Annotated in this window: 16 protein-coding genes; 8 read left to right on the plus strand and 8 right to left on the minus strand. The window is 65.2% G+C overall.

Annotation, left to right across the window (positions count from 1 at the left end; all coding sequences use genetic code 11):
• The first annotated feature begins 645 nt into the window (after positions 1–645).
• Complete coding sequence (locus tag BOH68_RS02215; RefSeq protein WP_077379384.1) at positions 646–1,755, plus strand: hybrid-cluster NAD(P)-dependent oxidoreductase; 1,110 nt, start codon at positions 646–648, stop codon at positions 1,753–1,755.
• A gap of 198 nt (positions 1,756–1,953) precedes the next feature.
• The gene (gene nhaC, locus BOH68_RS02220; RefSeq protein WP_077379086.1) at positions 1,954–3,486 is read left to right on the plus strand and encodes a Na+/H+ antiporter NhaC; all 1,533 of its coding nucleotides are present in this window, start codon (positions 1,954–1,956) and stop codon (positions 3,484–3,486) included.
• 561 nt (positions 3,487–4,047) lie between these two features.
• Here nhaC and BOH68_RS02225 read toward each other — a convergent pair.
• A complete protein-coding gene (locus tag BOH68_RS02225; RefSeq protein ID WP_054555340.1) occupies positions 4,048–4,938 on the minus strand; it encodes an AEC family transporter in 891 nt (296 codons plus the stop codon).
• 372 nt (positions 4,939–5,310) lie between these two features.
• Here BOH68_RS02225 and glyA point away from each other — a divergent pair, with 372 nt between their 5' ends.
• The 6 genes from glyA (at position 5,311) to purU (ending at position 13,260) form a co-directional block, all read left to right on the plus strand.
• A complete protein-coding gene (glyA, locus tag BOH68_RS02230) occupies positions 5,311–6,621 on the plus strand; it encodes a serine hydroxymethyltransferase (protein ID WP_077379135.1) in 1,311 nt (436 codons plus the stop codon).
• Positions 6,622–6,762: 141 nt separating this feature from the next.
• Complete coding sequence (locus tag BOH68_RS02235) at positions 6,763–8,013, plus strand: sarcosine oxidase subunit beta family protein (protein ID WP_077379137.1); 1,251 nt, start codon at positions 6,763–6,765, stop codon at positions 8,011–8,013.
• Positions 8,014–8,038: 25 nt separating this feature from the next.
• Positions 8,039–8,365 carry a sarcosine oxidase subunit delta gene (locus BOH68_RS02240; RefSeq protein ID WP_043333138.1) on the plus strand — a complete coding sequence of 109 codons (327 nt, stop codon included), beginning with the start codon at positions 8,039–8,041 and terminating at the stop codon, positions 8,363–8,365.
• Positions 8,362–11,469, plus strand: a complete 3,108-nt coding sequence (locus tag BOH68_RS02245) for a sarcosine oxidase subunit alpha family protein (protein ID WP_077379139.1) — start codon at positions 8,362–8,364, stop codon at positions 11,467–11,469. Before BOH68_RS02240 ends, BOH68_RS02245 begins: the two co-directional genes overlap by 4 nt.
• Positions 11,462–12,163: a sarcosine oxidase subunit gamma gene (locus BOH68_RS02250; RefSeq protein WP_258038351.1), complete on the plus strand. Its 702-nt coding sequence runs from the start codon at positions 11,462–11,464 to the stop codon at positions 12,161–12,163. Before BOH68_RS02245 ends, BOH68_RS02250 begins: the two co-directional genes overlap by 8 nt.
• Positions 12,164–12,384: 221 nt before the next feature.
• Positions 12,385–13,260 carry a formyltetrahydrofolate deformylase gene (purU, locus tag BOH68_RS02255; RefSeq protein WP_077379141.1) on the plus strand — a complete coding sequence of 292 codons (876 nt, stop codon included), beginning with the start codon at positions 12,385–12,387 and terminating at the stop codon, positions 13,258–13,260.
• A 130-nt stretch (positions 13,261–13,390) separates the two neighbouring features.
• Here purU and fhuB read toward each other — a convergent pair whose 3' ends face one another.
• From fhuB to BOH68_RS02290, 7 genes are all read right to left on the minus strand, one after another.
• The gene (gene fhuB, locus BOH68_RS02260) at positions 13,391–15,493 is read right to left on the minus strand and encodes a Fe(3+)-hydroxamate ABC transporter permease FhuB (RefSeq protein WP_077379388.1); all 2,103 of its coding nucleotides are present in this window, start codon (positions 15,491–15,493) and stop codon (positions 13,391–13,393) included.
• A gap of 7 nt (positions 15,494–15,500) precedes the next feature.
• Complete coding sequence (locus BOH68_RS02265) at positions 15,501–16,526, minus strand: ABC transporter substrate-binding protein (protein ID WP_103751476.1); 1,026 nt, start codon at positions 16,524–16,526, stop codon at positions 15,501–15,503.
• The gene (locus tag BOH68_RS02270; RefSeq protein ID WP_077379143.1) at positions 16,523–17,290 is read right to left on the minus strand and encodes an ABC transporter ATP-binding protein; all 768 of its coding nucleotides are present in this window, start codon (positions 17,288–17,290) and stop codon (positions 16,523–16,525) included. Before BOH68_RS02270 ends, BOH68_RS02265 begins: the two co-directional genes overlap by 4 nt.
• A gap of 46 nt (positions 17,291–17,336) precedes the next feature.
• Positions 17,337–17,936: an RNA polymerase sigma factor gene (locus tag BOH68_RS02275; RefSeq protein ID WP_240499599.1), complete on the minus strand. Its 600-nt coding sequence runs from the start codon at positions 17,934–17,936 to the stop codon at positions 17,337–17,339.
• Positions 17,937–18,253: 317 nt separating this feature from the next.
• Positions 18,254–20,959, minus strand: coding sequence for a GNAT family N-acetyltransferase (locus BOH68_RS02280; protein ID WP_219815852.1), 2,706 nt, complete (start codon positions 20,957–20,959; stop codon positions 18,254–18,256).
• Positions 20,956–22,497: a lysine N(6)-hydroxylase/L-ornithine N(5)-oxygenase family protein gene (locus tag BOH68_RS02285; RefSeq protein WP_077379147.1), complete on the minus strand. Its 1,542-nt coding sequence runs from the start codon at positions 22,495–22,497 to the stop codon at positions 20,956–20,958. Before BOH68_RS02285 ends, BOH68_RS02280 begins: the two co-directional genes overlap by 4 nt.
• Complete coding sequence (locus BOH68_RS02290; protein ID WP_077379149.1) at positions 22,490–24,178, minus strand: pyridoxal phosphate-dependent decarboxylase family protein; 1,689 nt, start codon at positions 24,176–24,178, stop codon at positions 22,490–22,492. Before BOH68_RS02290 ends, BOH68_RS02285 begins: the two co-directional genes overlap by 8 nt.
• Between the last annotated feature and the right edge of the window lie 24 nt (positions 24,179–24,202).

Here is a 24,202-nt window from a genome sequence, read left to right on the forward strand (position 1 = left end):
TTGGGTTGAGTGAATGTGCTGATCATTGTTGTTGTGAAGCCGGGACAGAGGAAACGAGTGAACAGACCATTGCCGGGCAGCACCGCGGCAGACATCAGCGCACCTAATAAGTCAGCGCACCTAGGAGTCAGCGCACCTATGAGTCAGCGCACCTATGAGTCAGTGCCGATGCATCGCGCGGTGCGTCGTCCTGTCCTGGTCGGTCCGGGTGTCGAGGGCGGCGCAGGCAGAGGGGCCGCTCGCTCAACAGAATAGTCAGCGTGGAAGTTCAGGCAGCCCGCATGATATCCGAGTGGCTTTGCCACGCATGGATCGCAGTGTGGCTGAGGTCAAGTCGCGACTTGTGTCTGATGGCGACGCTCAATGATGTATTTCCGACGCCGGTCGTTTGCGCAGGGCCTTCGAGGCACAGGCAGGTGCAGCGGTGAGGCGGGGGCAGGGCGCTGCGGGGTCGTGATTGGAGGGATCGGGCATGTTTCTGTCGTGCACGGATAAATGCTTGCCGAACGCTGACTCGACAATCCAGAGCATGCCCCACCGTTGGTCGCGCACGCAGCGCAGGGTGGCCTGACACTGTCTCTTCAAGAACTGACACTGCCCCTTCAAGAACATGTCTCCAAGAACAACATGCCCAGCGAGGCCTTCATGAGCACCACACTCAGCAACTTCAATCCGGTTACGACGCAGACCTGGACCAACGGTCGACATAGCGTGCGCTGCGTGAAGGTCATTCAGGAAACCTGGGATGTGCGCACCTTCTGTTTCATGGCCGAACAGCCGGTGATGTTCTTCTTCAAGCCGGGGCAGTTCGTGACCCTGGAGCTGGAGATCGATGCCCAGCAGATCATGCGCTCCTACACCATCTCCAGCTCGCCGTCGGTGCCTTACAGCTTCTCGATCACCGTCAAGCGCGTGCCGGGTGGACTGGTCTCCAACTGGCTGCATGACAATCTGAACGAAGGTGACGAGCTGGCCGTGCACGGCCCGGTGGGCAACTTCAACTGCATCGACTATCCGGCGGAACGTATCCTGATGCTGTCAGGCGGGGTTGGCATCACGCCGCTGATGTCGATGGCCCGCTGGTACTTCGACACCAATGCCAACGTGGACATCGCCTTCTTGCACAGCGCCCGCAGCCCGCGCGACATCATCTTCTGGCGTCAGCTCGAGTTCATGGATTCGCGGGTGCCGGAATTCAACATGCACATCATCTGCGAGCGCTTCGAGACCGGTCAGACCTGGTCGGGCTATCGCGGCTATCTGACCGACGCGATGCTCGAGATGATCGCGCCGGACTTCATGGAGCGCGAGATCTTCTGCTGCGGCCCGACCCCCTACATGAATGCGATCAAGCATCTGCTTCGCAGCCATGGCTTCGACATGAGTCGCTACCACGAGGAGTCCTTCGGGGCCACGCCGGTGGAGGTCGAGGAGGAGGCCATCGAGCAGGCCGAGCAGGCGGAAGTGCTGGCCGATGAGCTGGACCGCGCCGACCTGACGCGCGTCGAGTTCGCCACGACCGGCAAGTCGGTGCAGATCGCCCCGGGCGAGACCGTCCACGCCGCCGCCGCCAAGCTCGGCCTGCATATTCCGAAGGCCTGCGGCATGGGCATCTGCGGCACCTGCCGCGTGCAGAAGGTCTCCGGGGAGGTCGCGATGGAGCACAACGGCGGCATCACCGATGAAGACGTCGCGGATGGCTTCATCCTGTCCTGCTGCAGCGTGCCCAACGGGGATGTGGTGATCGATTACTGATCCACAACCTGGCCTCTCGCCCTGCTGGCTTTCGCGAGCGATATTCACGGGCGGGAGCAGGCGCTGGATAAATGCGCTGAATAAATGAGACGACATGTCGCATTCGCGCGGTTGGATGACGCAGTCAGTCAGCCGCGACTTCTCGGGTCCCATTAGCGTTAGGGGTACAAAAAGTACAACTAACTAATGGAGCAAGACATGACTCGGGACGTGAAGACCCCACTACGGCCATCGCTCAAGATGGCCTGCCTGCCTATCGTGGCCACTCTGGCCGTTCTTGCATTGCAACTGTTCGTGTTCGGCGAGTTCACCCCGCACGTGCCGCTGGTATGCGGTGTCGCCATCACGGCGCTGATCGGCTGGAAGCTGGGCCACGGCTGGTCGGCGATGGAAGAGGGCATGATGCGCATCGTGCGTGTCGGCCTGCCTTCCATCGCGATCCTGATTCTGGTCGGCATGACGGTCGGGGTGTGGATCGCTTCCGGCAGCGTGCCGATGATCATCTACTACGGGCTCAAGCTGGTCTCGCCGGAATACTTCCTGGCGGCGGCCATGCTGCTGTGCGCGGTGGTCTCGGTGGCGCTGGGTACCAGCTGGGGCACGGTGGGCACGGTGGGGCTTGCGCTGATGGGCATCGGGGCCGGCTTCGGCATTCCGCCGTGGTGGACCGCCGGTGCGGTGGTGTCCGGCGCCTTCTTCGGTGACAAGGTCTCGCCGCTGTCGGATACCACCAATCTGGCACCGGCGGTGACGGGCGTGAATCTGTTCGCGCACATCCGTAACATGATGCCGACCACCATTCCCGCCATGCTGATCGCGCTGGTGATCTACCTGATCGCCGGCAATTTTCTGGCCGCCGGTCAGGTGCTGGATCTCGAGCGCATCACCGCCATCACCGAAGGGTTGTCCGGACACTTCACCTTCAATCTTTGGGTACTGATGCCGCCGCTGCTGGTGATGACGCTGGCCGTTGCGCGCATGCCGGCACTACCGGCGCTGTTCGTCGGGGTGCTGGCCGGGGCGGTCGTGGCATTCGGCGTACAGGGCGAGGCGGTCAAGGCACTGTTCGGCTATATGCAGGGCGGCTACGCCTTGAGCACTGGCGTGAGCGAGATCGACAGCCTGCTCAATCGCGGCGGCATCATGTCGATGGCCTGGGTCATTCTGCTGGTGATGATCGCACTGGCCTTCGGGGGATTGCTGGAAATCATCGGCTGTCTGGAAGCGCTATGTGCCGCGGTGCTGGTCAAGGTGCGCGGTATCTTCGGTCTTCAGGTTGCGGCCAGCTCCACGGCGGCGCTGACCAATGTCATCGCGGGCGACCCCTACCTCTCGATTGCCCTGCCGGGCCGCATGTACGCGCCAATCTATCGGGGTGAGGGATATTCGACGCTCAATCTGTCGCGCTCACTGGAAGAGGGCGGCACCCTGATCTCGCCGCTGATTCCCTGGAATGCCGGCGGTGCGGTGGTGGTCAGTTCGCTGGGGCTGATGGCCGGTGGTGCGGGCCTGGAGGGGCTGCTTTATATTCCGCTGGCATTCGCCTGCTGGTTGTCACCGTTGCTGGGGCTGCTCTACACCCTGCTTGGACGCTTCATCATCCGGGCCGATGATGATGAGCGTGCCGAATGGCAAGCCAGGGGACATGCCGTGACAACGCTGGCCCAGCTGCGTCAGCAGCAGGCCGAGTGCCTGGCGGGACTGCAAGCCGCCACGCCCGAGGTGCGCTGACAGTCTGCTGGGTATGAGTGCTCTAAGACTTCATGCTCAGGTTCATGAGCAAGTCGACTCGCGCAGGAAGACGGCACAAACCATCTGGAGGTGCAGACGACTTCGGGGCTACCCTTCAGATGTTGCCACGTGAATGAGCGCATGCAGTGCAGGGGGCTCTGCGGGAAGTCCCGCCAGGCCACGCCAGGGTTCGCCTTGGTGCCATAAGCACAAGGCCCCGTTGGGCTGCATGCCCTCTTCAGCTGCGGGTCGAGAGCGGAGAGCGTTCACGTCAGGTCCACGACTGCCACTCCAGTCACGGGTTTGGTCAAAAGGGCAATGATGACACAGGGGAACGGTGCGCCACCTCCAGGCCGGGAGCGGGTGCCAGCAGGACTACAAGGCTGATCGTCGCAACAGGAAGCGCCGTGCTGCTCAATATCGGGATGGTGCAATACCGTCTTCTTCACGGCACGGCAGTTTCCGCAGGAAGGTGTCACACGACCACGCAAGCTCAGGCTCGCGTGGTTTTTTTTTGTGCCTGTCATTCACTGCGGGAAGGCTCGGGCGGCTTCCATCGGGTCAGCCCAGTGTCGCCCCCATCGCCGCCAGCAGCATGGGCAGATAGAGGAAGGCGGCGAGCGTCGAGCAGAACACCAGCGTGGCCACGTACTCCGGCTCACGCCCGGCCTTCTGGGCGAACATGTAATTGTAGACAGCCACCGGCATGGCCATCTGCATGGTCAACACGTGCAGTGCCAGCGGGGGCAGGTCCAGCAGGGTACCGATCCCCCAGGCACACAGGGCGGCAAAGGGAATGCGCAGGACACTGAAGCCCACGCCCGCCGCCAGATTCTTGACGCGAATGCTGGCCAGCGACACACCAAGGGTGATCAGCATCAGCGGCACGGTGAAGCCGGAGATCAGCTCCAGGCTGTTGGCGACGAAGCGCGGCATGTGCACATCACAGAGCAGCATGAGGGTGGCGACGATGCTGGCCCAGATGGTCGGCGAGCGCACCACGCTGCGCAGCGGGTTGCCGCTGGTGCTGGCAAGCCAGGCACCGAGGGTGAACTGCAAAAGCGACATGGTGACCATGATGGTGATGGCGTAGGCGAAGCCGGCCTGACCGAAGGCGTAGAGCGAGACGGGCAGGCCCATGTTGCCGACGTTGGAGAACAGCAACGGCGCCACCGCGACCTTCCAGGGCTTGCCGATCAGGCGCGCGAAGGGCCAGCTCAGCGCCAGCAGCAGGGCCATCACGGACAGCGTCGCCAGGCCCGTGCGTAAAAAGCTCGAGTTGTCGATCTCGGCGCTGCCCAGCGCATTGAGGATCAGCGCCGGCGTGCCGATGTAGAGCACCAGCCGGGTGACGAAGGCCATCGGGTAGTCGTTGCCCAGCCTGACCCAGAAGAAGCCGATGGCGGCGCCACACAGTACCGGTGCCATCACCGCCAGCAATTCCATCAGCATATTCTCAACTCCCTTCCTCAGGCGCGCGCTTGCATGGATCAGTCGTCATCCGGCGCCTGATCGCACGATATCGGTGTCTAGCATACCTGCCCGCAGGGGCTTCGGTGTAGCGCCAGTGGCGGGCAGCCACTATTCGCAGCAGCTCTGTGCGGGCCGTCGAGATGTCGCTTTTGCCTGCCGATGTCGCATTCGCGCTGCGGGGTGACGCTGACAAGCAGTTTGCCGCAGGGGGGCAGGGCTAGTATCGGGTCAAGACAGCCACTCAAGGCCTTGGCGCCGGCTGACTCGACAGGATTTGAGCGAACAGACGATCACTGATCACCCTTCATCGAACCATTCCAACAACAACGATCCGCTTACCGGAGGCGCGCAATGTCTCAGCAACATGGCTACACCCGTGATGACCGACTGGCCAGACTCGATCCCGCTCTGGCCGAGGCCATCCTCGAAGAGACAGCGCGTCAGGAAGCGCATATCGAGCTGATCGCTTCCGAGAACTATGCAAGCCCGCTGGTGATGGAAGCCCAGGGCAGCCAGCTGACCAACAAGTACGCCGAAGGGTATCCGGGCAAGCGCTACTACGGTGGCTGCGAATTCGTCGACAAGGTCGAGACACTGGCCATCGAACGTGCCTGTGCGCTGTTCGGCTGTGACTACGCCAACGTGCAGCCGCACTCCGGTGCCCAGGCCAATGCCGCCGTGTTCATGGCGCTGGTCTCGCCGGGCGACACCATTCTCGGCATGAGCCTGGCGCATGGCGGTCACCTGACCCACGGCGCCGCCCCCAACTTCTCCGGCAAGCACTACAACGCCATCCAGTACGGCCTGACCGAAAGCGGCGAGCTGGACTACGAGGAGATGGAGCGTCTGGCGCGCGAGCACAAGCCGAAGATGATCATCGCCGGCTTCTCCGCCTACTCCCGCGTGGTCAACTGGCGTCGCTTCCGCGACATCGCCGACGAGATCGGTGCCTGGCTGATGGTCGACATGGCCCACGTGGCCGGTCTGGTCGCGGCGGGTCACTACCCGAGCCCGATCCCCCACGCCCATGTCGTCACCACCACCACGCACAAGACCCTGCGCGGCCCGCGTGGCGGCCTGATTCTCTCCGCCACCGGCGACGAGGCACTGTACAAGAAGCTCAATGGTGCCGTCTTCCCGGGCCAGCAGGGTGGCCCGCTGATGCATGTCATCGCTGCCAAGGCCGCGGCCTTCAAGGAGGCGATGAGCCAGGATTTCGTCAGCTATCAGGCGCGCGTGATCGCCAATGCTCGCGTGATGGCTCACGTCTTCATGGAACGCGGCTATGACGTCGTCTCCGGCGGCACCGATGACCACCTGTTCCTCGTCTCGCTGATCCGTCAGGGCGTGACCGGCAAGGACGCGGATGCCTCTCTGGGTCGCGCCCACATCACCGTCAACAAGAACAGCGTGCCGAATGATCCGCAGAGTCCCTTCGTGACCTCCGGTCTGCGCATCGGCACACCGGCCGCCACCACGCGCGGCTTCGGCGAAGCGGAATGCGAGGCGCTGGCTGGCTGGATCTGCGACCTGCTCGACGCGCTGTCCAGCGGCGAGAGCGACAAGGTCGAGGCTGAAGTGCGCGGCAAGGTCGAGGAAGTCTGTGCACGCTTCCCGGTCTACGCCTCCGCCAGCATCACTGATACCGCCGAGATTGCCTGAACAGGGCGCTGGCGAGAGACAACGATAACCACGACACATGCCGCAAGCGCAGAGACATCACTCGGGTGACAACAACAGACATCACTCGGGCGAGAGCACCGGACAGCGCTTGCGGTGGCAAAGATGTGAGGAGGGTGGCAAATGCAGCGTTACTCGGGATTCGGGCTGGTCAAGCATGCGCTCAGCCACCATGAGAACTGGCAGAAGGTCTGGCGTAGCCCAGAACCCAAGAAGGAATACGACGTCATCATCGTCGGTGGCGGCGGGCATGGACTGGCCACGGCCTACTACCTGGCCAAGGAACACGGCATCACCAATGTCGCGGTGATCGAGAAGGGCTGGCTGGGCGGTGGCAACACCGCGCGCAACACCACCCTGGTGCGCTCCAACTATCTGTGGGACGAGGCGGCGGCGCTCTACGAGCACTCCATGAAGCTGTGGGAAGGTCTGTCCCAGGACCTGAACTACAACGTGATGTTCTCCCAGCGTGGCGTGCTCAACCTGGGCCACACCCTGCAGGACATGCGTGACATCCAGCGCCGCGTGAACGCCAACCGTCTGCAGGGCATCGACGGTGAGGTGCTGGACACCCAGCAGGTGCAGGAACTGGTACCGGCGATGGACTGCTCCAGCCGCGCACGCTATCCGATTCTCGGTGCCTCCTGGCAGCCGCGCGGTGGCGTGGCGCGTCACGACGCCGTGGCCTGGGGCTTCGCGCGCGGTGCCGATAGCCTCGGCGTCGACCTGATCCAGCAGACCGAGGTCACCGGGTTCCGCAAGCAGGATGGCGCCATCGTCGGGGTGGAAACCTCGCGCGGCTTCATCGGTGCCAAGCGTGTCGGCGTGGTCACCGCCGGCAACTCCGGGGTGATGGCCGAGAAGGCCGGCTTCCGTCTGCCGCTGGAATCCCACCCGCTGCAGGCACTGGTCTCCGAGCCGCTCAAGCCGATTCTCGACACCGTGGTGATGTCCAACCACGTCCACGGCTATGTCAGCCAGTCCGACAAGGGTGACCTGGTCATCGGGGCCGGCATCGACGGCTACGTGGGCTACGGCCAGCGTGGCAGCTACCCGACCATCGAGCACACCCTGCAGGCCATCGTCGAGATGTTCCCGATCTTCTCGCGGGTGCGCATGAACCGTCAGTGGGGCGGCATCGTCGACACCTGTCCGGACGCCTGCCCGATCATTTCCAAGACGCCCGTGAAGGGGCTCTATTTCAACTGCGGTTGGGGCACCGGTGGCTTCAAGGCCACGCCGGGTTCCGGCAACGTCTTTGCCTGGACGCTGGCCAAGGGGCGCACCCATCCGCTGGCAGAACCCTTCTCCTATGACCGTTTCAACACGGGCAAGCTGATCGACGAACATGGCGCCGCCGGCGTCGCGCACTGAACCTGCCGTCAGGAGACGACCGACCATGATGCATATCTTCTGTCCCTACTGCGGCGAGCTGCGCGAGGAAGAGGAATTCCACGTCAAGGGCCAGGCGCATATCGAGCGCCCGAAGGACCCCGAAGCCTGCTCCGATGCCGAGTGGGGGGATTATCTGTTCTTCCGCAACAACCCGCGTGGCGTTCATCACGAGCTGTGGATCCACGCCGTGGGCTGTCGCAAGTATTTCAACATCACCCGCCACACCGTGACCTACGAGATTCTCGAGACCTATCGCATGGGCGAGCAGCCCACCATCACCGGTGAGACGAAAGCCGATCCGACCACGCAAGCCAAGGGGGTGAGCGCATGAGCCAGCAAGACCACCAGACCGCCGCTGCCCCGCGCCGTCTCGCCTCGGGTGGACGCATCGATCGCGCCACGCCGCTGACCTTCACCTTCAATGGCAAGCGCTATCAGGGCCTGGCAGGCGATACCCTCGCCTCGGCGCTGATGGCCAACGGCCTCGATGTGCTCAACGCCAGCTTCAAGTATGCGCGTCCGCGGGGCCTGGTCGCCGCCGGTGCCGAAGAGCCCAACGCCATCCTGCAGCTGGGCAGCACCGAAGCGGGCCAGGTGCCCAACGTGCGTGCCACCCAGCAGGCGCTTTACGACGGCCTGGAAGCCCACGCCGTCAGCGGCTGGGTCAAGGCCCAGAAGGACCTGATGAGCCGTTTCCTGCCGCAGGTCGGCAAGCTGGGCGGCAAGTTCATGCCGCCGGGCTTCTACTACAAGACCTTCATGGCGCCGGCCTCGCTGTGGATGACGTATGAGAAGTACATCCGCAAGGCCGCCGGTCTCGGGCGTTCTCCGCTCGAGGAGGACCCGGACATCTATGATCACCTGCATCAGCACACCGATGTGCTGGTGATCGGCTCCGGCCCGTCGGGCCTGATGGCGGCGCTGGTCGCGGCCCGCAGTGGCGCGCGCGTCATCCTGTGTGACGAGCAGGAAGAGCTGGGTGGCTCGCTGCTCTCCATGTCGGCGGACTGTCTCGATCAGACCCTGGACGGCAAGCCCGCCATCGAATGGCGTGACAGCGTGCTGGCGGAGCTTGCGGCCTGTGAGGATGTGCAGTTGCTGCCGCGCACCACCGCCAACGGCTATCACGATCACAACTTCGTGACGCTGCACGAGCGCCGCACCGAGCATAAGGCCGATCTCGCACCGCGCAATGCCCGTGGCGCCCAGCAGGCACGTTCACGCCTGCATCGTGTGCGCGCCCACCGCGTCATCATGGCCACCGGTGCCCACGAGCGGCCGCTGGTCTACAGCCACAACGATGTGCCGGGCAACCTGCTGGCCGGTGCCGTCACCACCTATCTGACCCGTTACGGCGTCGCCGCCGGCAACAAGCTGGTGCTGTCGGTCAACAACGACCATGCCTATCGCGCGGCGCTGGCATGGAAGGCGGCCGGTCGTGAGGTGGTCGCGATCGCCGATGCGCGTCCGGCCCCTGCCGGCGTGATGGTCGAGGCGGCGCGTGCCGCCGGCATCCGCATCATCGCCGGCTCCGCCGTGATCGAGGCCAAGGGTGAGCGCCGCGTGACAGGCGCGCGCATCGCGGCCATCGATATCGATGGATTTACTGTCACCGGTGAAGTGGAAGAGCTCGCCTGCGACACCATCGCCAGCTCCGGCGGCTACAGCCCGGTGGTTCACCTGGCGGCGCACACCGGCGCGCGTCCGGTATGGAGTGATGAGATCCACGGCTTCCTGCCGGCGCTGGGCGCACCGATGCTCAAGGGCTTCGATGCCTGCGGCGCCGCCAATGGCAGCTTCGCGCTGGAAGATGCGCTGGTCGCGGCCTATGCCAGCGGTGTCGCCGCGGTGGAAGCCTGCGAGTTCGAGATCGCCCAGGCCGAGGTGCCAGCGGTGTCCGAGCTTGCGGAATCCCCGATGCTGCCGCTCTATCAGGTGCCGCATGACAAGCCCACCGCACGCGCACCCAAGCAGTTCGTCGATCTGCAGAACGACGTCACTGCCGCCGGGATCGAGCTAGCCACCCGCGAAGGCTTCGAGTCCATCGAGCACGTCAAGCGCTACACCGCGATGGGCTTCGGCACCGACCAGGGCAAGCTGGGCAACATCAACGGCATGGCGGTCGCCGCGCGCTGTCTGGGGCAGACCATCCCCGACACCGGCACCACCGTGTTCCGCCCCAACTACACACCGGTGACCTTCGGCGCCATCGTCGGCCGTCACTGCGGCGAGCTGTTCGACCCGATCCGCTACACCGCGATGCACGAATGGCACGTGGCGCAAGGCGCCAAGTTCGAGGATGTCGGCCAGTGGAAGCGCCCCTGGTACTACCCGCAGGGCAGTGAGGACATGCATGCCGCCGTCGAGCGCGAGTGTCTGGCGGTGCGCGAGAAGGTCGGCGTGCTGGATGCCTCGACCCTGGGCAAGATCGACATCACCGGTCGCGATGCGCGCGAATTCCTCAACCGCATCTACACCAACGCCTGGGCCAAGCTGGGCGTCGGCAAGGCGCGCTACGGCCTGATGTGTCACGACGACGGCATGGTGATGGACGACGGTGTCACCACCTGTCTGGCCGAAGACCACTTCCTGATGACCACTACCACCGGTGGCGCGGCCTCGATCCTTGAGTGGCTGGAACTGTGGCACCAGACCGAATGGCCGGAGCTGGACGTGCAGATGACCAGCGTCACCGATCACTGGGCGACCCTGACCGTCACCGGCCCCGAGGCGCGTGCGCTGGTCGGCGAGCTGACCGATATCGACCTCGACCGTGACAGCTTCAAGTTCATGGAAGTGCGTGAAGGGCTGATCGCCGACATTCCCGGGCGCATCTTCCGCATCTCCTTCACCGGCGAGCTGTCCTACGAGCTCAACGTGCCGGCCAACTACGGGCTGCATGTCTGGAAGCGTCTGTTCGAGTGCGGCAAGAAGTACGGCCTCACGCCCTACGGCACCGAGACCATGCACGTGCTGCGCGCCGAGAAGGGCTTCATCATCGTCGGTCAGGACACCGATGGCTCGATCACCCCGGAAGACCTCGGCATGCAGTGGTGTGTCGGCTATAACAAGCCGTATTCCTGGATCGGCAAGCGTGCGCTGTCGCGTCCGGATACCCGCCGCGACGACCGCAAGCAGATGGTCGGCCTGATTCCGACGCGCAAGAAGGCCGGCGATGAGCGCATCGTGCTGCCGGAAGGCTCGCAGATCGTCTTCGACCCGGAGCACGCCATCCCGATGCCGATGGTCGGCCACGTGACCTCCAGCTACTACAGCCCGACGCTGGGACATGGCTTCGCGCTGGCGGTGGTCAAGGGCGGTGCCAAGCGCATCGGCGAGACGGTATTCCTGCCGCAGGCCGATGGCACGACGCTGGAAGCCGAAATCACCTCACCGGTGTTCTACGACAAGAAAGGGGAGCGCCAGCATGTCTGATGCCACCACACTCGACCCGCAAGCGGGTGCCACCGTCGATGCGCAGCCGCAGGACATGACAAGTTCTCAGACGTCGGTGATCGACCAGCGCCCGACGCCTGAAGTTCACGCCCAGAGCGCCCGTTCGCCGCTGGCGCATCTGTTCACGGCCCGCGATGACGGTGATGCCGGCGTCGTGCTGCAGGAGAAGGCGTTTCTCGGTCATCTGACGCTGCGCGGTGATCCCGCGCAGCCGGGCTTCGCCGAGGGTGTCGAGGCGGCGGTGGGTCTGGCGCTGCCGTTGACCCCGGCGACCCTCCACCAGAATGAGGGCGGTCGCTCGATCCAGTGGCTGTCACCGGATGAGTGGCTGATCCTGGTGCCCGGCGAGGAAGCCTTCGCTGTCGAGAAGGCGCTGCATGAGCGGCTTTCGGGGCGCTATCAGGTGGTCAACGTCAGCGGTGGCCAGACTGTCATCTCGCTGAGTGGCGACCAGGCGCGTCAGGTGCTGATGAAGTCGACGCCTACCGATGTGCACCCGCGAGCCTTCCCGGTCGGGCGGGGCGTACCGGCGGTGTTCGCCAAGGCGACGCTGGTGCTGCGCCGCGTCAGCGAGAGCGAATTCGAGCTGGTGGTGCGCAGAAGCTTCGCCGATTACCTCGGCCGCTGGCTGCTGGATGCCAGCGAGGAATTCGGGGTCTGCATCAAGGCCTGAGATCTGCGTCTGGAGAGAGGTCTGCGTCTGGAGAGAGCTCTGTCGCAGGCGCACGCCATGATCTGAATCAACTGCCAGGGGCCTTGCCCGAGCCAGGAGGCGGGCTTCAGAAATACTGAAGCCCGCCTCAATAATATTGGTTTGTCGCGCAGGGCCCCGGATGCAACCCTGACGTTGCAGCTTCCAACAATGAATAATCCTTACATGACAGGCACCTATGTATGCGTGATACCTGGATTCTGACCGCCCAATGTCCCAGCCGTATCGGCACGGTGGACGTCGTGACACGCTACCTGCGCGAGCAGGGCTGCTATATCACCGAGCTCAATTCCTTCGATGACCGCCTGTCGGGACGCTTCTTCATCCGGGCCGAATTCCGTCCGCAGACCGAGACCGGCGCACTCAGTGACAGCTTTGACGCCGCCGGTTTCGAGCAGGGCCTGGGCACGCGTGCCGCCGACTTCGAGATGGACGTCAGCCTGAGTGCGCCGGAGGAGCGCATGAAGGTGGTCATCATGGTCTCGCGCTCGGACCACTGCCTGAACGACCTGCTCTATCGGCATCGCATCGGCCAGCTGCCGATGGACATCACCGCCGTCATCTCCAACCACCCGGACATGGCGCCGCTGGCCGAGTGGCATGGCCTGCCCTATCACCACCTGCCGATCACCGCCGAGACCAAGGCCGAGCAGGAAGCGCAGGTGTGGCAGATCGTGCAGGACACCGATGCCGAGCTGGTGATTCTGGCGCGCTACATGCAGGTGCTGTCGAGTGACATGTGCGAGAAGCTCTCGGGGCGGGCGATCAATATCCACCACTCGCTGCTGCCGGGCTTCAAGGGCGCGCGCCCCTATCACCAGGCCTACGAGAAGGGCGTCAAGCTGGTCGGTGCCACCGCGCACTACATCAACGATGATCTCGATGAAGGCCCGATCATCACCCAGGGCGTCGAGACGGTGGATCACGCCCATTATCCGGAAGACCTGATCGCCAAGGGCCGTGATATCGAGTGCCTGACCCTGTCGCGTGGCGTGCGTTATCACCTCGAGCGCCGCGTCTTCCTGCATGACAGGCGCACGGTGGTGTTCGGCAACTGAGTGCAGATTGCGAAAAGAGAAACGCTGAAACACGAAGCCCGCGATCAGGAGGTCGCGGGCTTCGTGTCTTCTGGCGTCGTGTCTTCTGGCGTCGTGTCTTCTGGCGGTGAGGCCTCTCAACGAGAGCGACTCAGCCCGACTTGCGCAGGCTCCACAGGAAGTAGCTGCCGCCGATCAGCGAGGCCATCAGGCCGGCGGGGATCTCGTAGGGCGAGAGCAGCTGGCGGCCCAGCCAGTCCGCCAGCACCATCAGCAGCGCCCCGCACAGCACCGCGCCGAGCATGTGATCTCGCGCGCGGCTCAGCCCCAGCAGACGCGCCAGATGCGGGGCCAGCAGGCCGACGAAGGACAGCGGGCCGACGATCAGGGTCGCCAGCGCGGTGAGCACCGCCACCGCACCCAGCAGCACCGGGCGGGCACGGGTCACGCCGATGCCCAGCGCACTGGCGCTCGCCGTGCCCAGCGGCAGGATATCCAGCCAGCGCGCCAGCGGACGCACCAGCAGCACCGCGATGATCGCCAGCGCGAGCACGCCGACCGCCGCGGAGAGGCCCACGTAGTAGGTGGAGCCGGACAGCCAGGCCAGGATCTGCTGACCGCGCGGGTCCCCATCGGCGAGGATGATGCCGCGCACCGCATCGTAGAGCGCCGTGATCGCCACCCCGCACAGCAGCACGCGTTCGGGGATGAAACCGCTGCGATGATTGAGCGCCACCAGCAGCGCCAGACAGGCCAGTGCCCCGCAGACGCCCGCGCCCAGCAGGGTCAGCTGGCCCGGTTCCGGCACCAGCAGCAGTGTCAGCATCAACGCGATGGCGGTGCCGCCGCTGATGCCGAGAATCTCGGGGCTGGCCATCGGGTTGCTGGTCAGGCGCTGCAACAGGGTCCCGGCGAGGGCCAGCAGCACGCCGGCACCTGCCGCCGCCAGCACGCGTGGCAGACGGAAGTCCAGTACGCTGGTCTGGCCTGACAGCAACTGTTGGAGCATGTCACCGCCAAGCGTCCAGCCATCGACGCCATTGCCGACGAGAAGCGCCAGCAGCAGGGCGATGATGACCCCGGCCAGCAGCCAGCCCAGCAGGCGGTCGGGACGGGGATGACGATGCGTCAGTGACATGCCGTGATGACTGGCGGGGCCTGCTCCCTGCGCCATCTTCAGGCGCGGAATCAGCCACAGCAGCAGCGGCGCGCCGAGGGCCGCCGTCATCGCGCCGGTGGGAATCAGGTTGGGCAGCAGGCCATCGAGACTGGCGACCACCAGGTCCGTCACCGCCAGCAGCAGTGCCCCGAACAGCGGTGCCCACAGCAGGCGCTGACCCAGGCGGCGTGCGCCCATCAGACGCACGCAGGCCGGCGCGGCCAGGCCGATGAAGCCGATGATGCCCAGCACGCTGACCACGCAGGCGCTCAGGAATACCGCCAGCCCCAGGCTCATCAGACGCAGCTTGCGCAGCGAGACGCCCAGGCTTCTGGCATTGGCCTCGTCGAGATCCAGCACCGCCAGCGGGCGCATCAGCACCAGTGCCAGCAGCATGCCCGGCAGCAGACGGGTGATCAGCGTGGTCACGCCGTCCCAGCCGTTCTGCGCCAGCGAGCCTGCGCCCCATACCAGGGTGCCGTGCAGGGCTTCCTGATGGAACAGCAACAGCACCATGCCCAGCGCGCCGATGTAGAGGTTGACCACCAGACCCGCCAGCACCACCACGGTCGGCGACATGCCACGCGCCCAGGCCAGCGCGAATACCAGCCCCATGGCGGCCAGGCCACCGGCCAGCGCGACCCATTCTCGGCCGAGCTGGAAGCCGTCACCTCCAAGACCCGTGCCGGCCATCAGCGCCGGGGCGAACAGCGTCGCCAGCATCATCGCCAGACTCGCGCCACTGGCGACCCCGAGGGTAGTGGGCGCGGCCAGCGGGTTGCGCAGCACCTGCTGCATCAGCACCCCCGCCATGCCCAGCGCAGCCCCGGCCAGCAGCGCGCAGATCAGCCGTGGCCACCAGCTGACATGGGCCACCAGCTGCGCGGAGAGCAGGGCACTGTCTGCCTGGCCGAGACTGGCGGCATTCGTGACATCGGGGGATGCCCACAGTGCGGTCAGGCCCTGCATCAGGCTCAGGCCGTCACGGTTGAGGGCGAGGCTGCCCAGCACCAGCAGGGCCAGCGTGAGCAGACTGCAGGCTCTGCCGGGAGTGAGCCGAAGGGGACTGGGGGCGGAAGAGGAACGCTCTCTCATGACCTGCTCAGGGGTGGCCATCGGTGATCTCTCTCTCAGGTGCCGGCTCGCCGTCGAGCGCCGTGTCCGTGTGGTCGTTGAACAGATGCTCGTCAAGCAGATCCTCGTCAAGCAGATCCTCGTCAAGCAGGTGCCTGGCGAGCAGGTCGGCGAAACGATTGGCCGAGGGCAGGGCGCCGAAGCTCCATACCGGCGGCAGGAACAGCGGCGCCGAGGCAGCGCTGTTCTCGCGCACGCCGGGCATGGCCTGCCACAGACCATTGCGCGCCAGGGCCTCGCGTCCGCCGGGTGGCAGGGGGTCCACCACCACCATGCGGCCCTTGAGGGTCACCAGCTTCTCGAGACTGACGGTGGCGAAGCCCCAGGCATTGGTATCGCCTTGCCAGGCATTGTCGATGCCCATGCGCTCGATCACCGCCTGGAACAGGCTGTTGTCACCGAAGATGCGCACATGGCGGTCATCCATGAACTGCACCATCAGCAGGGGGCGCAGCGCCTGGCCAGTGCGAGCGCTCTGCTGGCGCAAGGCGGCAGCGTAGCCGGCCAGTCGGGCCGTGCTCTGGCGAATCAGTTGCTCGGCCTGTGGCTCGCGCTGCGTCAGCTTGCCCAGCTGGCGGGTCGCCGCGACCAGCGTCTGCCAGGTGTCGGCATCCGGGGTATAGATGGCGACACTGGTGACCGGCGCGATGGTCGACAGGCGTGGCGTGAGGCTGGCGAGCATCGGGCTGATCAGGATGTCATCGGGGGCGAGGGCGGCCAGCTGCTCCAGATTCGGTTGGGTGCGCAGACCGAGATCCCGCGTGCCTTGAGGCAGCGCCGGTTGAGCCACCCAGCTGGCGTAGGTCTCCACCTGGCCCACGCCCATAGCGCGCACCCCGAGTCCGGTCAGGGTCTCGGCCAGGGTCCAGTCCAGCGCCACGACGGGGCGATCGACGAAGCCCGCTGGTGCCTCATGGGCGTCACCCGTCGTGGCGGCGCTGGCGGACCCCGCGGCCAGCAGGCTCAGGCCGATCAGTGCCATCAGCCACTTCATACCGGCACCGCGATCTGCTGCTGGCCATGCGCCGGGGTGATCACCTGCATCTCGACGCCATAGATATCCTTGAGCGTGGCGGGATTCATCATCTCATCGGGCGCGCCTTCGGCCAGCACCTTGCCACTGTGGAGCGCTACCAGACGGTCGCAATATCGCGCCGCCAGATTGATGTCGTGCAGCACGATGATGATGCCCAGTCCCAGGGTGTGGCTGAGATGCGAGACCAGCTCCATCACCTCGATCTGGTGGGCGATATCCAGCGCCGCCAGCGGTTCATCCAGCAGCAGATAGCGGCTGCCCTGGGCTAGCAGCATCGCCAGCCACACGCGCTGACGCTCGCCGCCGGAGAGCGTATCGACCTGCTGGTCGGCGAAGGCCTCGGTGTGGGTCAGTGCGATGGCGCGCTCGATGGCGGCCTCATCCTCGGCGCCGGGACGCCCCAGCAGGCCGTGCCACGGATAGCGCCCGAAGGCGACCAGCTCTCGTCCGGTCAGCGCTTCGGCGGCCGGCAGGTGCTGGGGGAGATAGGCCACGGCGCGGGCGAATTCACGGTTGCCGAATTCCGAGAGCGCACGCGCATCCAGCGACAGTCGGCCGCTGGTGGGCTGCATCTGTCGTGCCAGCAACTTGAGCAGCGTCGACTTGCCGGACCCGTTGTGACCGATCAGGCCATGCACCTTGCCCGGCGCGAAATCCAGCGCGGAGGCTTGCAGCAGACAGCGCTGACCGAGGGTGAAGCGCAGTTGGTCGAGAGTGAACATTGAGGCGTCCGTCAGCCGCATTCGAGGCGGTGCTTGAAGGTGGAAATCATGATGAAGACCCGGGGATGTCGCCAGCGCGCGTCCTGTTGTCGGCCCGCTCACCGCGAAAGCAGCCGGCGGCCGTCAGTCGATCCGCACAATGGCGTTGCGCCTGCTGGACATAGCGGCCTGCCATACGCTCCGAGACCCCCAGACGCTCGCCGATCTCACGCTTGGTCACGCCTTCCAGTCGATACCAGAGGAGTGACTGACGAAGATGGTGGGGCTGCTCGGCGAGCGCCTGCTGGATCACCTGAAGCTTCTGGCGCCGCGCGAGACAGCGCTCGGGGTCCAGGCGTGTCGCCGAGAGACGCTCGTCGTCGTCCTCCATTTCCTCGAAGACCGGGGCGCGCGACTGGTGGCGGTGATGATCGATGATCAGATTGCGTGCGATCCGATACAGCCAGGCGCGCGGATTGCGCGGCGGCTCCCCTGTCATCCTGAGGCGCAGATAGACGTCATGGCACATGTCTTCCGCCAGATCATGCGAGGCCAGCTGACGGGTCAGGAATCCGATCAGCTCCTGGTGATAGCGGGCAAACAGTGCGTCCAGCGACGCCAGCTCATCCTCGGCCACCGCGCTGGTGTCCGTCCGGGCGTCAGCCACCGGGCAGGCAGCCCGTGCCGGCGAATCGCAGGGGGGCCGTTGCGTCTGCAGGTCAGCGCCCTCATCTGAGCGGGCTTCTGTCAGTGCTTGGAATGCGCAGAAGAAAGAGGACATCCACGGCTCGCAATGAGGATTGGCGTGATGGGGCGCTCAATCATATTGGTGTTGCGAATCATTATCAATGTCTGTCTGGCAGGCACGCGTCTGACCGCCTGCGAAGCATTCGGAGGCGGTCAGACGCGCAAGGCGGGACTTGCGCGGAGGGGGCCGGCCTCCCGGATCACGTTCAGCCACATGATCCGGGAGGCGCGACGCCGTCAGTGGCGGGCGAAGGCGGCGATGGGGTTGTCCAGCTCTCCCTTGAGTTGCAAGGCACCGGAGGGGTCGGTGAGGTCGACCATCTGCTGGTTGTTGCGCAGCTGCAGTCGGTTGAGGCACGACAGCGTGAAGCGTGGCGCGAACAGGTCGTGACGCGCGAACTTGTCGGCCATCTCCGGGTGCGCATCCTGGTAGTCATGGATGCAGGCCGCGACGCGTGACCAGAAGGCGTCTTCCGTCATCACCTGCTCGCGCACCAGCAGCGGTACCGCGAAGCGGAAGATGCAGTCGAAGATATCGGTGAGCAGCGACAGGATGCGGATCGGTTCCGGCACCTCGACCACCAGACGCTCGACTCCTTCCGGCAGCTCCAGGGCGCGGGTCTCGTCGGTGGCGAACAGCGCGGCCTCTTCGGCGATGTCCTTCATCAGTGCACCACACGGCACGCCATCGCGCAGGCGCATGATCAGGTTCTCGCCGTGGGGCATGAACACCAGATCATGCTTGAAGTAGCAGTGCAGCAGCGGCGTCATGTAGGCCGTCAGCCACTTGTCGATCCACGCTTCGGCGCCGATGCCGGAGCGCTCGATCAGCGCAGGCAGCAGTGCCTTCTCGTCGTTGTCGACGTGCAGCAGCGCGGCCATGGTCATCAGGCGCTCGCCCTCGTCCTTGACGTCTTCCGGGCTCTCGCGCCACAGGCTGGCCAGCATCTTGCGATAGCCGACGGCCGCCGGGTCGGCATCTTCCAGCACGTCATCGCGATAGCCGATGGCAGCGACTTCACGCAGCAGGCGGAAGCCCCATGTCTCGAAGGACGGGTCGGAGTCGATCAGCCCCTGCAGCCACTGGTTGATGGCCGGCGTGGCGCGCATGTAATAGGGCGACAGACCGCGCATGAAGCCCATGTTGAGGATCGACAGCGCGACCTTCACGTAGCGGCGGCCCGGCTGGTTGCGGTTGTAGAGCGTGCGGATCGACTGCTGGGCCTGGTAGCGGTCCTCGCCAAGGCCCAGGCACACGATGCGCTGGCTTGAGATCTCGGCGGCGAAGGTGATCGCCAGCTTGTGATTCCACTGCCACGGGTGCACCGGCATCATCAGGTAATCGGCGGCATCGAGGCCCTTGGCCGTCAGCTGATGCTCCAGGCGGGCCAGTTCGGCGTGACCCAGTTCCTCTTCCAGCAGACGGCGCGGATCGAGACCATCCACGCCGGAGTAATGCGCGTTGTCGCGATGCACGGCGATCCACACCAGCGCGAAGGGCTGGGCGGCCTCCGGCGCGTAGGCGCGGTAGTCCAGTGCATCGAAGCCCATGCGGCCATTGTTGGCGACAAAGCACGGGTGACCTTCACTCATCGCCGATTCCAGGGTCTGGAAGGAGGCACCGGCCAGCACGCGGGCGGATTGATTCTCGCGCACGGCGCGCTGCATCTTCCAGGCGCTGGAAGCGAGCGTGGCGCTGACTTCCTCGAGATAGACCGGCAGCAGGCGCGGCGGAATCTCCAGCACGTCGTTGAGCTCCAGAATCAGCTCGCGGGCATCCAGCGGCAGGGCCTCGCCATTGGCATCCAGACGCTGGAGGGAGGCCGCGTCGATCAACCAGTGATCGAGCTGGAAGCGGCGCGCCACGAAGCGATATTCCACCGCACGACGACTGACGGGGGCCTTGTCGCTCGCCGGGGCAGACAGCGACAGGCGGTAATGATGCCAGCCATCCGTGATGCGGGCGTTGGTCTCGTCGGCACACTGCGGGTGGATCAGGCGCTCATGGCTGAATTCGGCCAGTGCCTTGCGCACCAGCAGGCGATTGGCCTGCTGCCAGTCCGGCCCGGTGAGATGCTGGCCGGCCGCCGCCGGATTGGCGGTGATGGCGGTATCCAGTCGCGGGCTGCGGCTCGCCAGGGCGGCGCGGAAGTCCTGCGGGGTGCAGAAGCACAGACGCGCGGGCTTGCCGTCGAGATCCAGCGGGCCGTGATCGACGAAGCCGACGGCGGCATTGAGCGGATGGATGCGCTCGTTGCGGCTGTCCGGTTCGACCACCACGCGGCTGACGGGACGTACGGCATCTTTCCCTTCAGCGGCATGCTCGTCACGGAACTGGCCGGCGAAGATCATCGCCATGATCGATTCGATCACTGCCCGCGAGAAGCCGCTGATGGGGGCCTGGTCATCGCTGCGCGGCGCGACCAGGAAATGCATGCCGAAGTCGCCTGGCTGCACGGCGTAGTGCTTGCCGAGCGGGTCGTGTGCCGGATCGTAGAGCTCGACCAGAAACGCCGGCTGGTCGTTGTAGAGACCGACCCAGCCCTGGGCGTGCTTGCTCTCTTCCAGGCCCTGGTAGAAGTCGTACTTGGTGGTGATGAGGTCATCACTCATGCCCCAGAAGCTGGCGCGCTCGCCGCTGGTCCACTCATCCACCATCGCCATGTCGGCGGCGAGATCCAGCGGGCGCAGCGCGAATTCGGCGCGCTCCGGCGTGCTGTCATCCTGCGGCTTGCGCAGGCGCGCCTGGGCTTGCTCCAGCTCCACCGCGCGGCGGGTGAAGCGCGTTCCCGGTGCCGGGCTGAGCAGATTGAGCGGTGCCGGCGCGGCGAGCGATGTCGTTCCGAACACCTGCTGTGACGGTGTCGCTGCACTGTGAGAACTTGCCGCGCTGCTGGACTGTTCGGCGCTTGCGGCGCTGGTGATGTCGACAGGCATGTTCATGCGGTGGTCTCCCGGTGTTGCGGTGCAACAGTTTGCTCGGTGTGTTCAGTGGCGTTGCTGACTCGTGCACTGTCAGCTTTGTCTTTCCGGTCGGTCTCGCCATAGGCCAGGTGTGCGGCTGGCAACGGCGTGAAGCCATTGCCGCTGCCGGGGGCACCGAAGCTCTGGAAGGCGATGCGACGCTCGATCGTGTAGACCTCACGGCCGGTGATGGCGCGCAGGATGCAGCTGTTGCGATAGCAGGCCATGCCCAGATCCGGCGCGGCCAGCGAGTGGGTATGCAGCTCGGCATTCTGGACGAAGATCTCGCCGGCGAAGGGCGATTGATCGCCCTCATTGCCTTCGGCATCTGCCGTGCTCTGCGCGTCGACGGCATAGAAGCGTCCGACGGCGTAGCGGCCTTCGGCATCACGACGGATGCGTGACTCGATGCTCTTCAAGAAGGCCGGGGCCGCGTAGTGGTAACCGGTGGCCAGCACCACGGCGCTGGTCTCGTGACGCCAGGCCTGCTGCTGTTCACGCTGATAGAGCCCCAGCGTGAACTCGCCGTCGGCCTCTTGCCTGTTCAGCGAGTTCAGTTCGGTATTGGTCATCAGGGTGGTAGGCACCACGCCTTGCAGTTGCTTGGCGTAGAGGGTGTCGTAGATCTCGTCGATCAGCTCGAGATTGATGCCCTTGTAGAGGCCCTTCTGGGTCGCCAGCAGGGTGTTGCGCTGCTCACGCGGCAGGGCGTGGAAGTAATCGATGTAATCCGGCGAGGTCATCTCCAGCGTCAGCTTGCCGTACTCCAGCGGGAAGAAGCGCGGCGAGCGCGTGATCCAGTTGAGCTGGTAGCTGTGCTGGTCGATCTCGCGCAGAAGGTCGAGATAGATCTCGGCGGCGCTCTGGCCGGAGCCGATGATGGTGATGGCCGGCTGGGACGTCAGTTCGTCCTTGCGCGCCAGGTAGTGGGCGTTGTGGCACACGCGGCTGCCCGCCACCGGCACCTCGCCGCGTACCGCATCGGCAGCGCCGGGCAGATATGGCTGGGTGCCGGTGCCCAGCACCAGCTTGCGTGCGCGATAGACGAAGGCCTCGCCGGTGCTGAGGCGAGTGCCGCGCACCACATAGATGTCGCCGACATGCTGGATGTCCTGGACCTCGTGATCGAAACGCAGGCTGGTCAGCTCGCGCGCCGCCCACTGGCAGTACTGGTTGTACTCGCGGCGCAGCAGGAAGAAGTCTTCGCGGATGTAGAAGTTGTAGAGCTTGTCATGCAGCTTCAGGTAATTGAGGAAGCTGAAGTGGCTGGTCGGGTCGGCCAGCGAGACCATGTCCGCCATGAAGGGCGTCTGCATGCTGGCGTCTTCCAGCAGCATGCCCGGGTGCCAGTCGAACTCGGCCTTGCGCTCCAGGAAGACGCCGTTCACGTCCTCCAGCGGCTCGCTCAGACAGGCGAGGCTCAGGTTGAAGGGGCCGATGCCGATGGCGACGAAGTCGAGCACCTCATTGCGCGTTTCAGCTGTGTCGGTGACGTGAGGAGTCGAGGTGTCATGCATGACGGCTTTCCTTTGCTTCTGTGGTGTGGCTGCGACGGCTGGCGGCGGGGGCATCGGCCAGTGCTGCGGCGTGGCTTGCCTGGGCCGTGGTGCTGACGGCGAGGTGATGCGCCTTGACCAGCGCCTGACCATGCTGGCGGATCAGCTCGACCACCGCGGCGATGTCGTCGCGGGTGGTGTCCGGGTTGAGCAGCGTGAACTTCAGATACTGACGGCCGGAGACCTTGGTGGCGGCGACGATGGCTTCCCCGCTGCGCGACAGGCGCTTGCGGATCTCGCGATTCAGGGCGTCCCACTGTGCATCGCTGAGGGTGTCTTCGTTGGCGTCATGGAAGCGGAACACCAGGGTGCTGAGCTCCGGGGCCTGGACGACATCGATGTCCGGTGCCGCCGCGAGCAGCTGATGGCCCTCGCGAGTGAGGTCGATCACGCAATCGAGCATGTCGCCGAGGGCATCGGCGCCCATCAGGCGCAGCGTCAGCCACAGCTTGAGCGCATCGAAGCGGCGCGTGGTCTGCAGGCTCTTGTTGACCTGATCCGGCGTGCCCTCGCGGGCCTGGAGTTCCGGGTTGAGGTAGTCGGCGTGATAGGTGACGTGGCGCAGCTGGGTGCGATCACGCACCACGCAGGCGCTGCAGCTGACCGGCTGGAAGAAGGTCTTGTGGTAATCGATGGTGACGGAGTCCGCCATCTCGACGCCCTTGAGCCAGTGACCGTGACGACGCGAGGTGATCAGACCGCCGCCGTAGGCGCCATCGACGTGGAACCAGATGCCACGTGCATGACATTCACGGCCGATGGCCTGCAGCGGGTCGATGCTGCCGAAGTCGGTGGTACCGGCGGTCCCGACCACGGCCATCGGAATCAGGCCTTCTGCGCGCGCCTTGTCCAGCGCCTCACGCAGGGCTATCGGGTCCATGCGGCGACGCTCATCCACGGCGACGGGGATGACGGCGTTGTGGCCGAGGCCGAGCAGGGCACAGGCCTTCTGCAGGCTGAAATGGCTGATGCCGGAGGCGAAGACGCGCAGGCGCCCGGCTTCCGGCGGCAGGCCGTGGGTCTGGTTGCCGGGGTGGTTGGGCAGCTTCTCGCAGACCGCGTCACGCGCCAGCAGCAGCGCCATCAGGTTGGATTGGGTGCCGCCGCTGGTGAAGATGCCGTCCGCGGTCGGACCCAGGCCCAGTCGTTCGGTGGTCCAGTCGATCAGGCGCTGCTCGATCAGGGTGCCGCCGGCGCTCTGATCCCAGGTGTCGAGTGAGGAATTGATCGCGCCGAGCAGGCTTTCCGCCCAGACACCCGGCAGCACGACCGGGCAGTTGAGGTGTGCGATGTAGCGCGGGTGATGGAAATAGACGGCATCCTTCAGGTAGAGCGACTGGAGCTCCTCCAGGCCCGCTTCCAGATTCTCGAGGGGCGTCTCGAGATCCAGCTCGGCAAAGGCCGGGCGCAGGGCTTCCGGGGTGATACCGCTGAAGGGTTGCTGAACGTTCTCGAGCTGTTCGGCGACCAGACTGCTGATGCGTTGCATGCCGGCCTGCCAGGCATCCATGTTGGCAGGTGAGAACAGGGCGGCGCTGGGCGAGCGGGACAGGGAGCTCGCGGCGGCAGCGGCCTGGGGAGCAGACGCGGGGGATCCTGCAGCCGCGCCATAGGTGGCGGCGGAATCATGAAGGCTGTGCATTACATAACCTTATGCGAATGTTCG

It is taken from the genome of Cobetia sp. MM1IDA2H-1, from assembly GCF_002916775.2.
GTDB classification, from domain to species: Bacteria; Pseudomonadota; Gammaproteobacteria; order Pseudomonadales; family Halomonadaceae; genus Cobetia; species Cobetia marina.

Bases quoted from the DNA above. Each gene is read 5' to 3' on its own strand.
- BOH68_RS02225 (WP_054555340.1), bottom strand. From the start codon at position 4,938: ATGCTGATGGAATTGCTGGCGGTGATGGCACCGGTACTGTGTGGCGCC.
- BOH68_RS02240 (WP_043333138.1), top strand. From the start codon at position 8,039: ATGATGCATATCTTCTGTCCCTACTGCGGCGAGCTGCGCGAGGAAGAG.
- fhuB (WP_077379388.1), bottom strand. From the start codon at position 15,493: ATGAGAGAGCGTTCCTCTTCCGCCCCCAGTCCCCTTCGGCTCACTCCC.
- BOH68_RS02235 (WP_077379137.1), top strand. From the start codon at position 6,763: ATGCAGCGTTACTCGGGATTCGGGCTGGTCAAGCATGCGCTCAGCCAC.
- BOH68_RS02245 (WP_077379139.1), top strand. From the start codon at position 8,362: ATGAGCCAGCAAGACCACCAGACCGCCGCTGCCCCGCGCCGTCTCGCC.
- BOH68_RS02250 (WP_258038351.1), top strand. From the start codon at position 11,462: ATGTCTGATGCCACCACACTCGACCCGCAAGCGGGTGCCACCGTCGAT.
- BOH68_RS02215 (WP_077379384.1), top strand. From the start codon at position 646: ATGAGCACCACACTCAGCAACTTCAATCCGGTTACGACGCAGACCTGG.
- BOH68_RS02285 (WP_077379147.1), bottom strand. From the start codon at position 22,497: ATGCATGACACCTCGACTCCTCACGTCACCGACACAGCTGAAACGCGC.
- BOH68_RS02270 (WP_077379143.1), bottom strand. From the start codon at position 17,290: ATGTTCACTCTCGACCAACTGCGCTTCACCCTCGGTCAGCGCTGTCTG.
- glyA (WP_077379135.1), top strand. From the start codon at position 5,311: ATGTCTCAGCAACATGGCTACACCCGTGATGACCGACTGGCCAGACTC.
- nhaC (WP_077379086.1), top strand. From the start codon at position 1,954: ATGACTCGGGACGTGAAGACCCCACTACGGCCATCGCTCAAGATGGCC.
- purU (WP_077379141.1), top strand. From the start codon at position 12,385: ATGCGTGATACCTGGATTCTGACCGCCCAATGTCCCAGCCGTATCGGC.
- BOH68_RS02280 (WP_219815852.1), bottom strand. From the start codon at position 20,959: ATGAACATGCCTGTCGACATCACCAGCGCCGCAAGCGCCGAACAGTCC.
- BOH68_RS02290 (WP_077379149.1), bottom strand. From the start codon at position 24,178: ATGCACAGCCTTCATGATTCCGCCGCCACCTATGGCGCGGCTGCAGGA.
- BOH68_RS02265 (WP_103751476.1), bottom strand. From the start codon at position 16,526: ATGAAGTGGCTGATGGCACTGATCGGCCTGAGCCTGCTGGCCGCGGGG.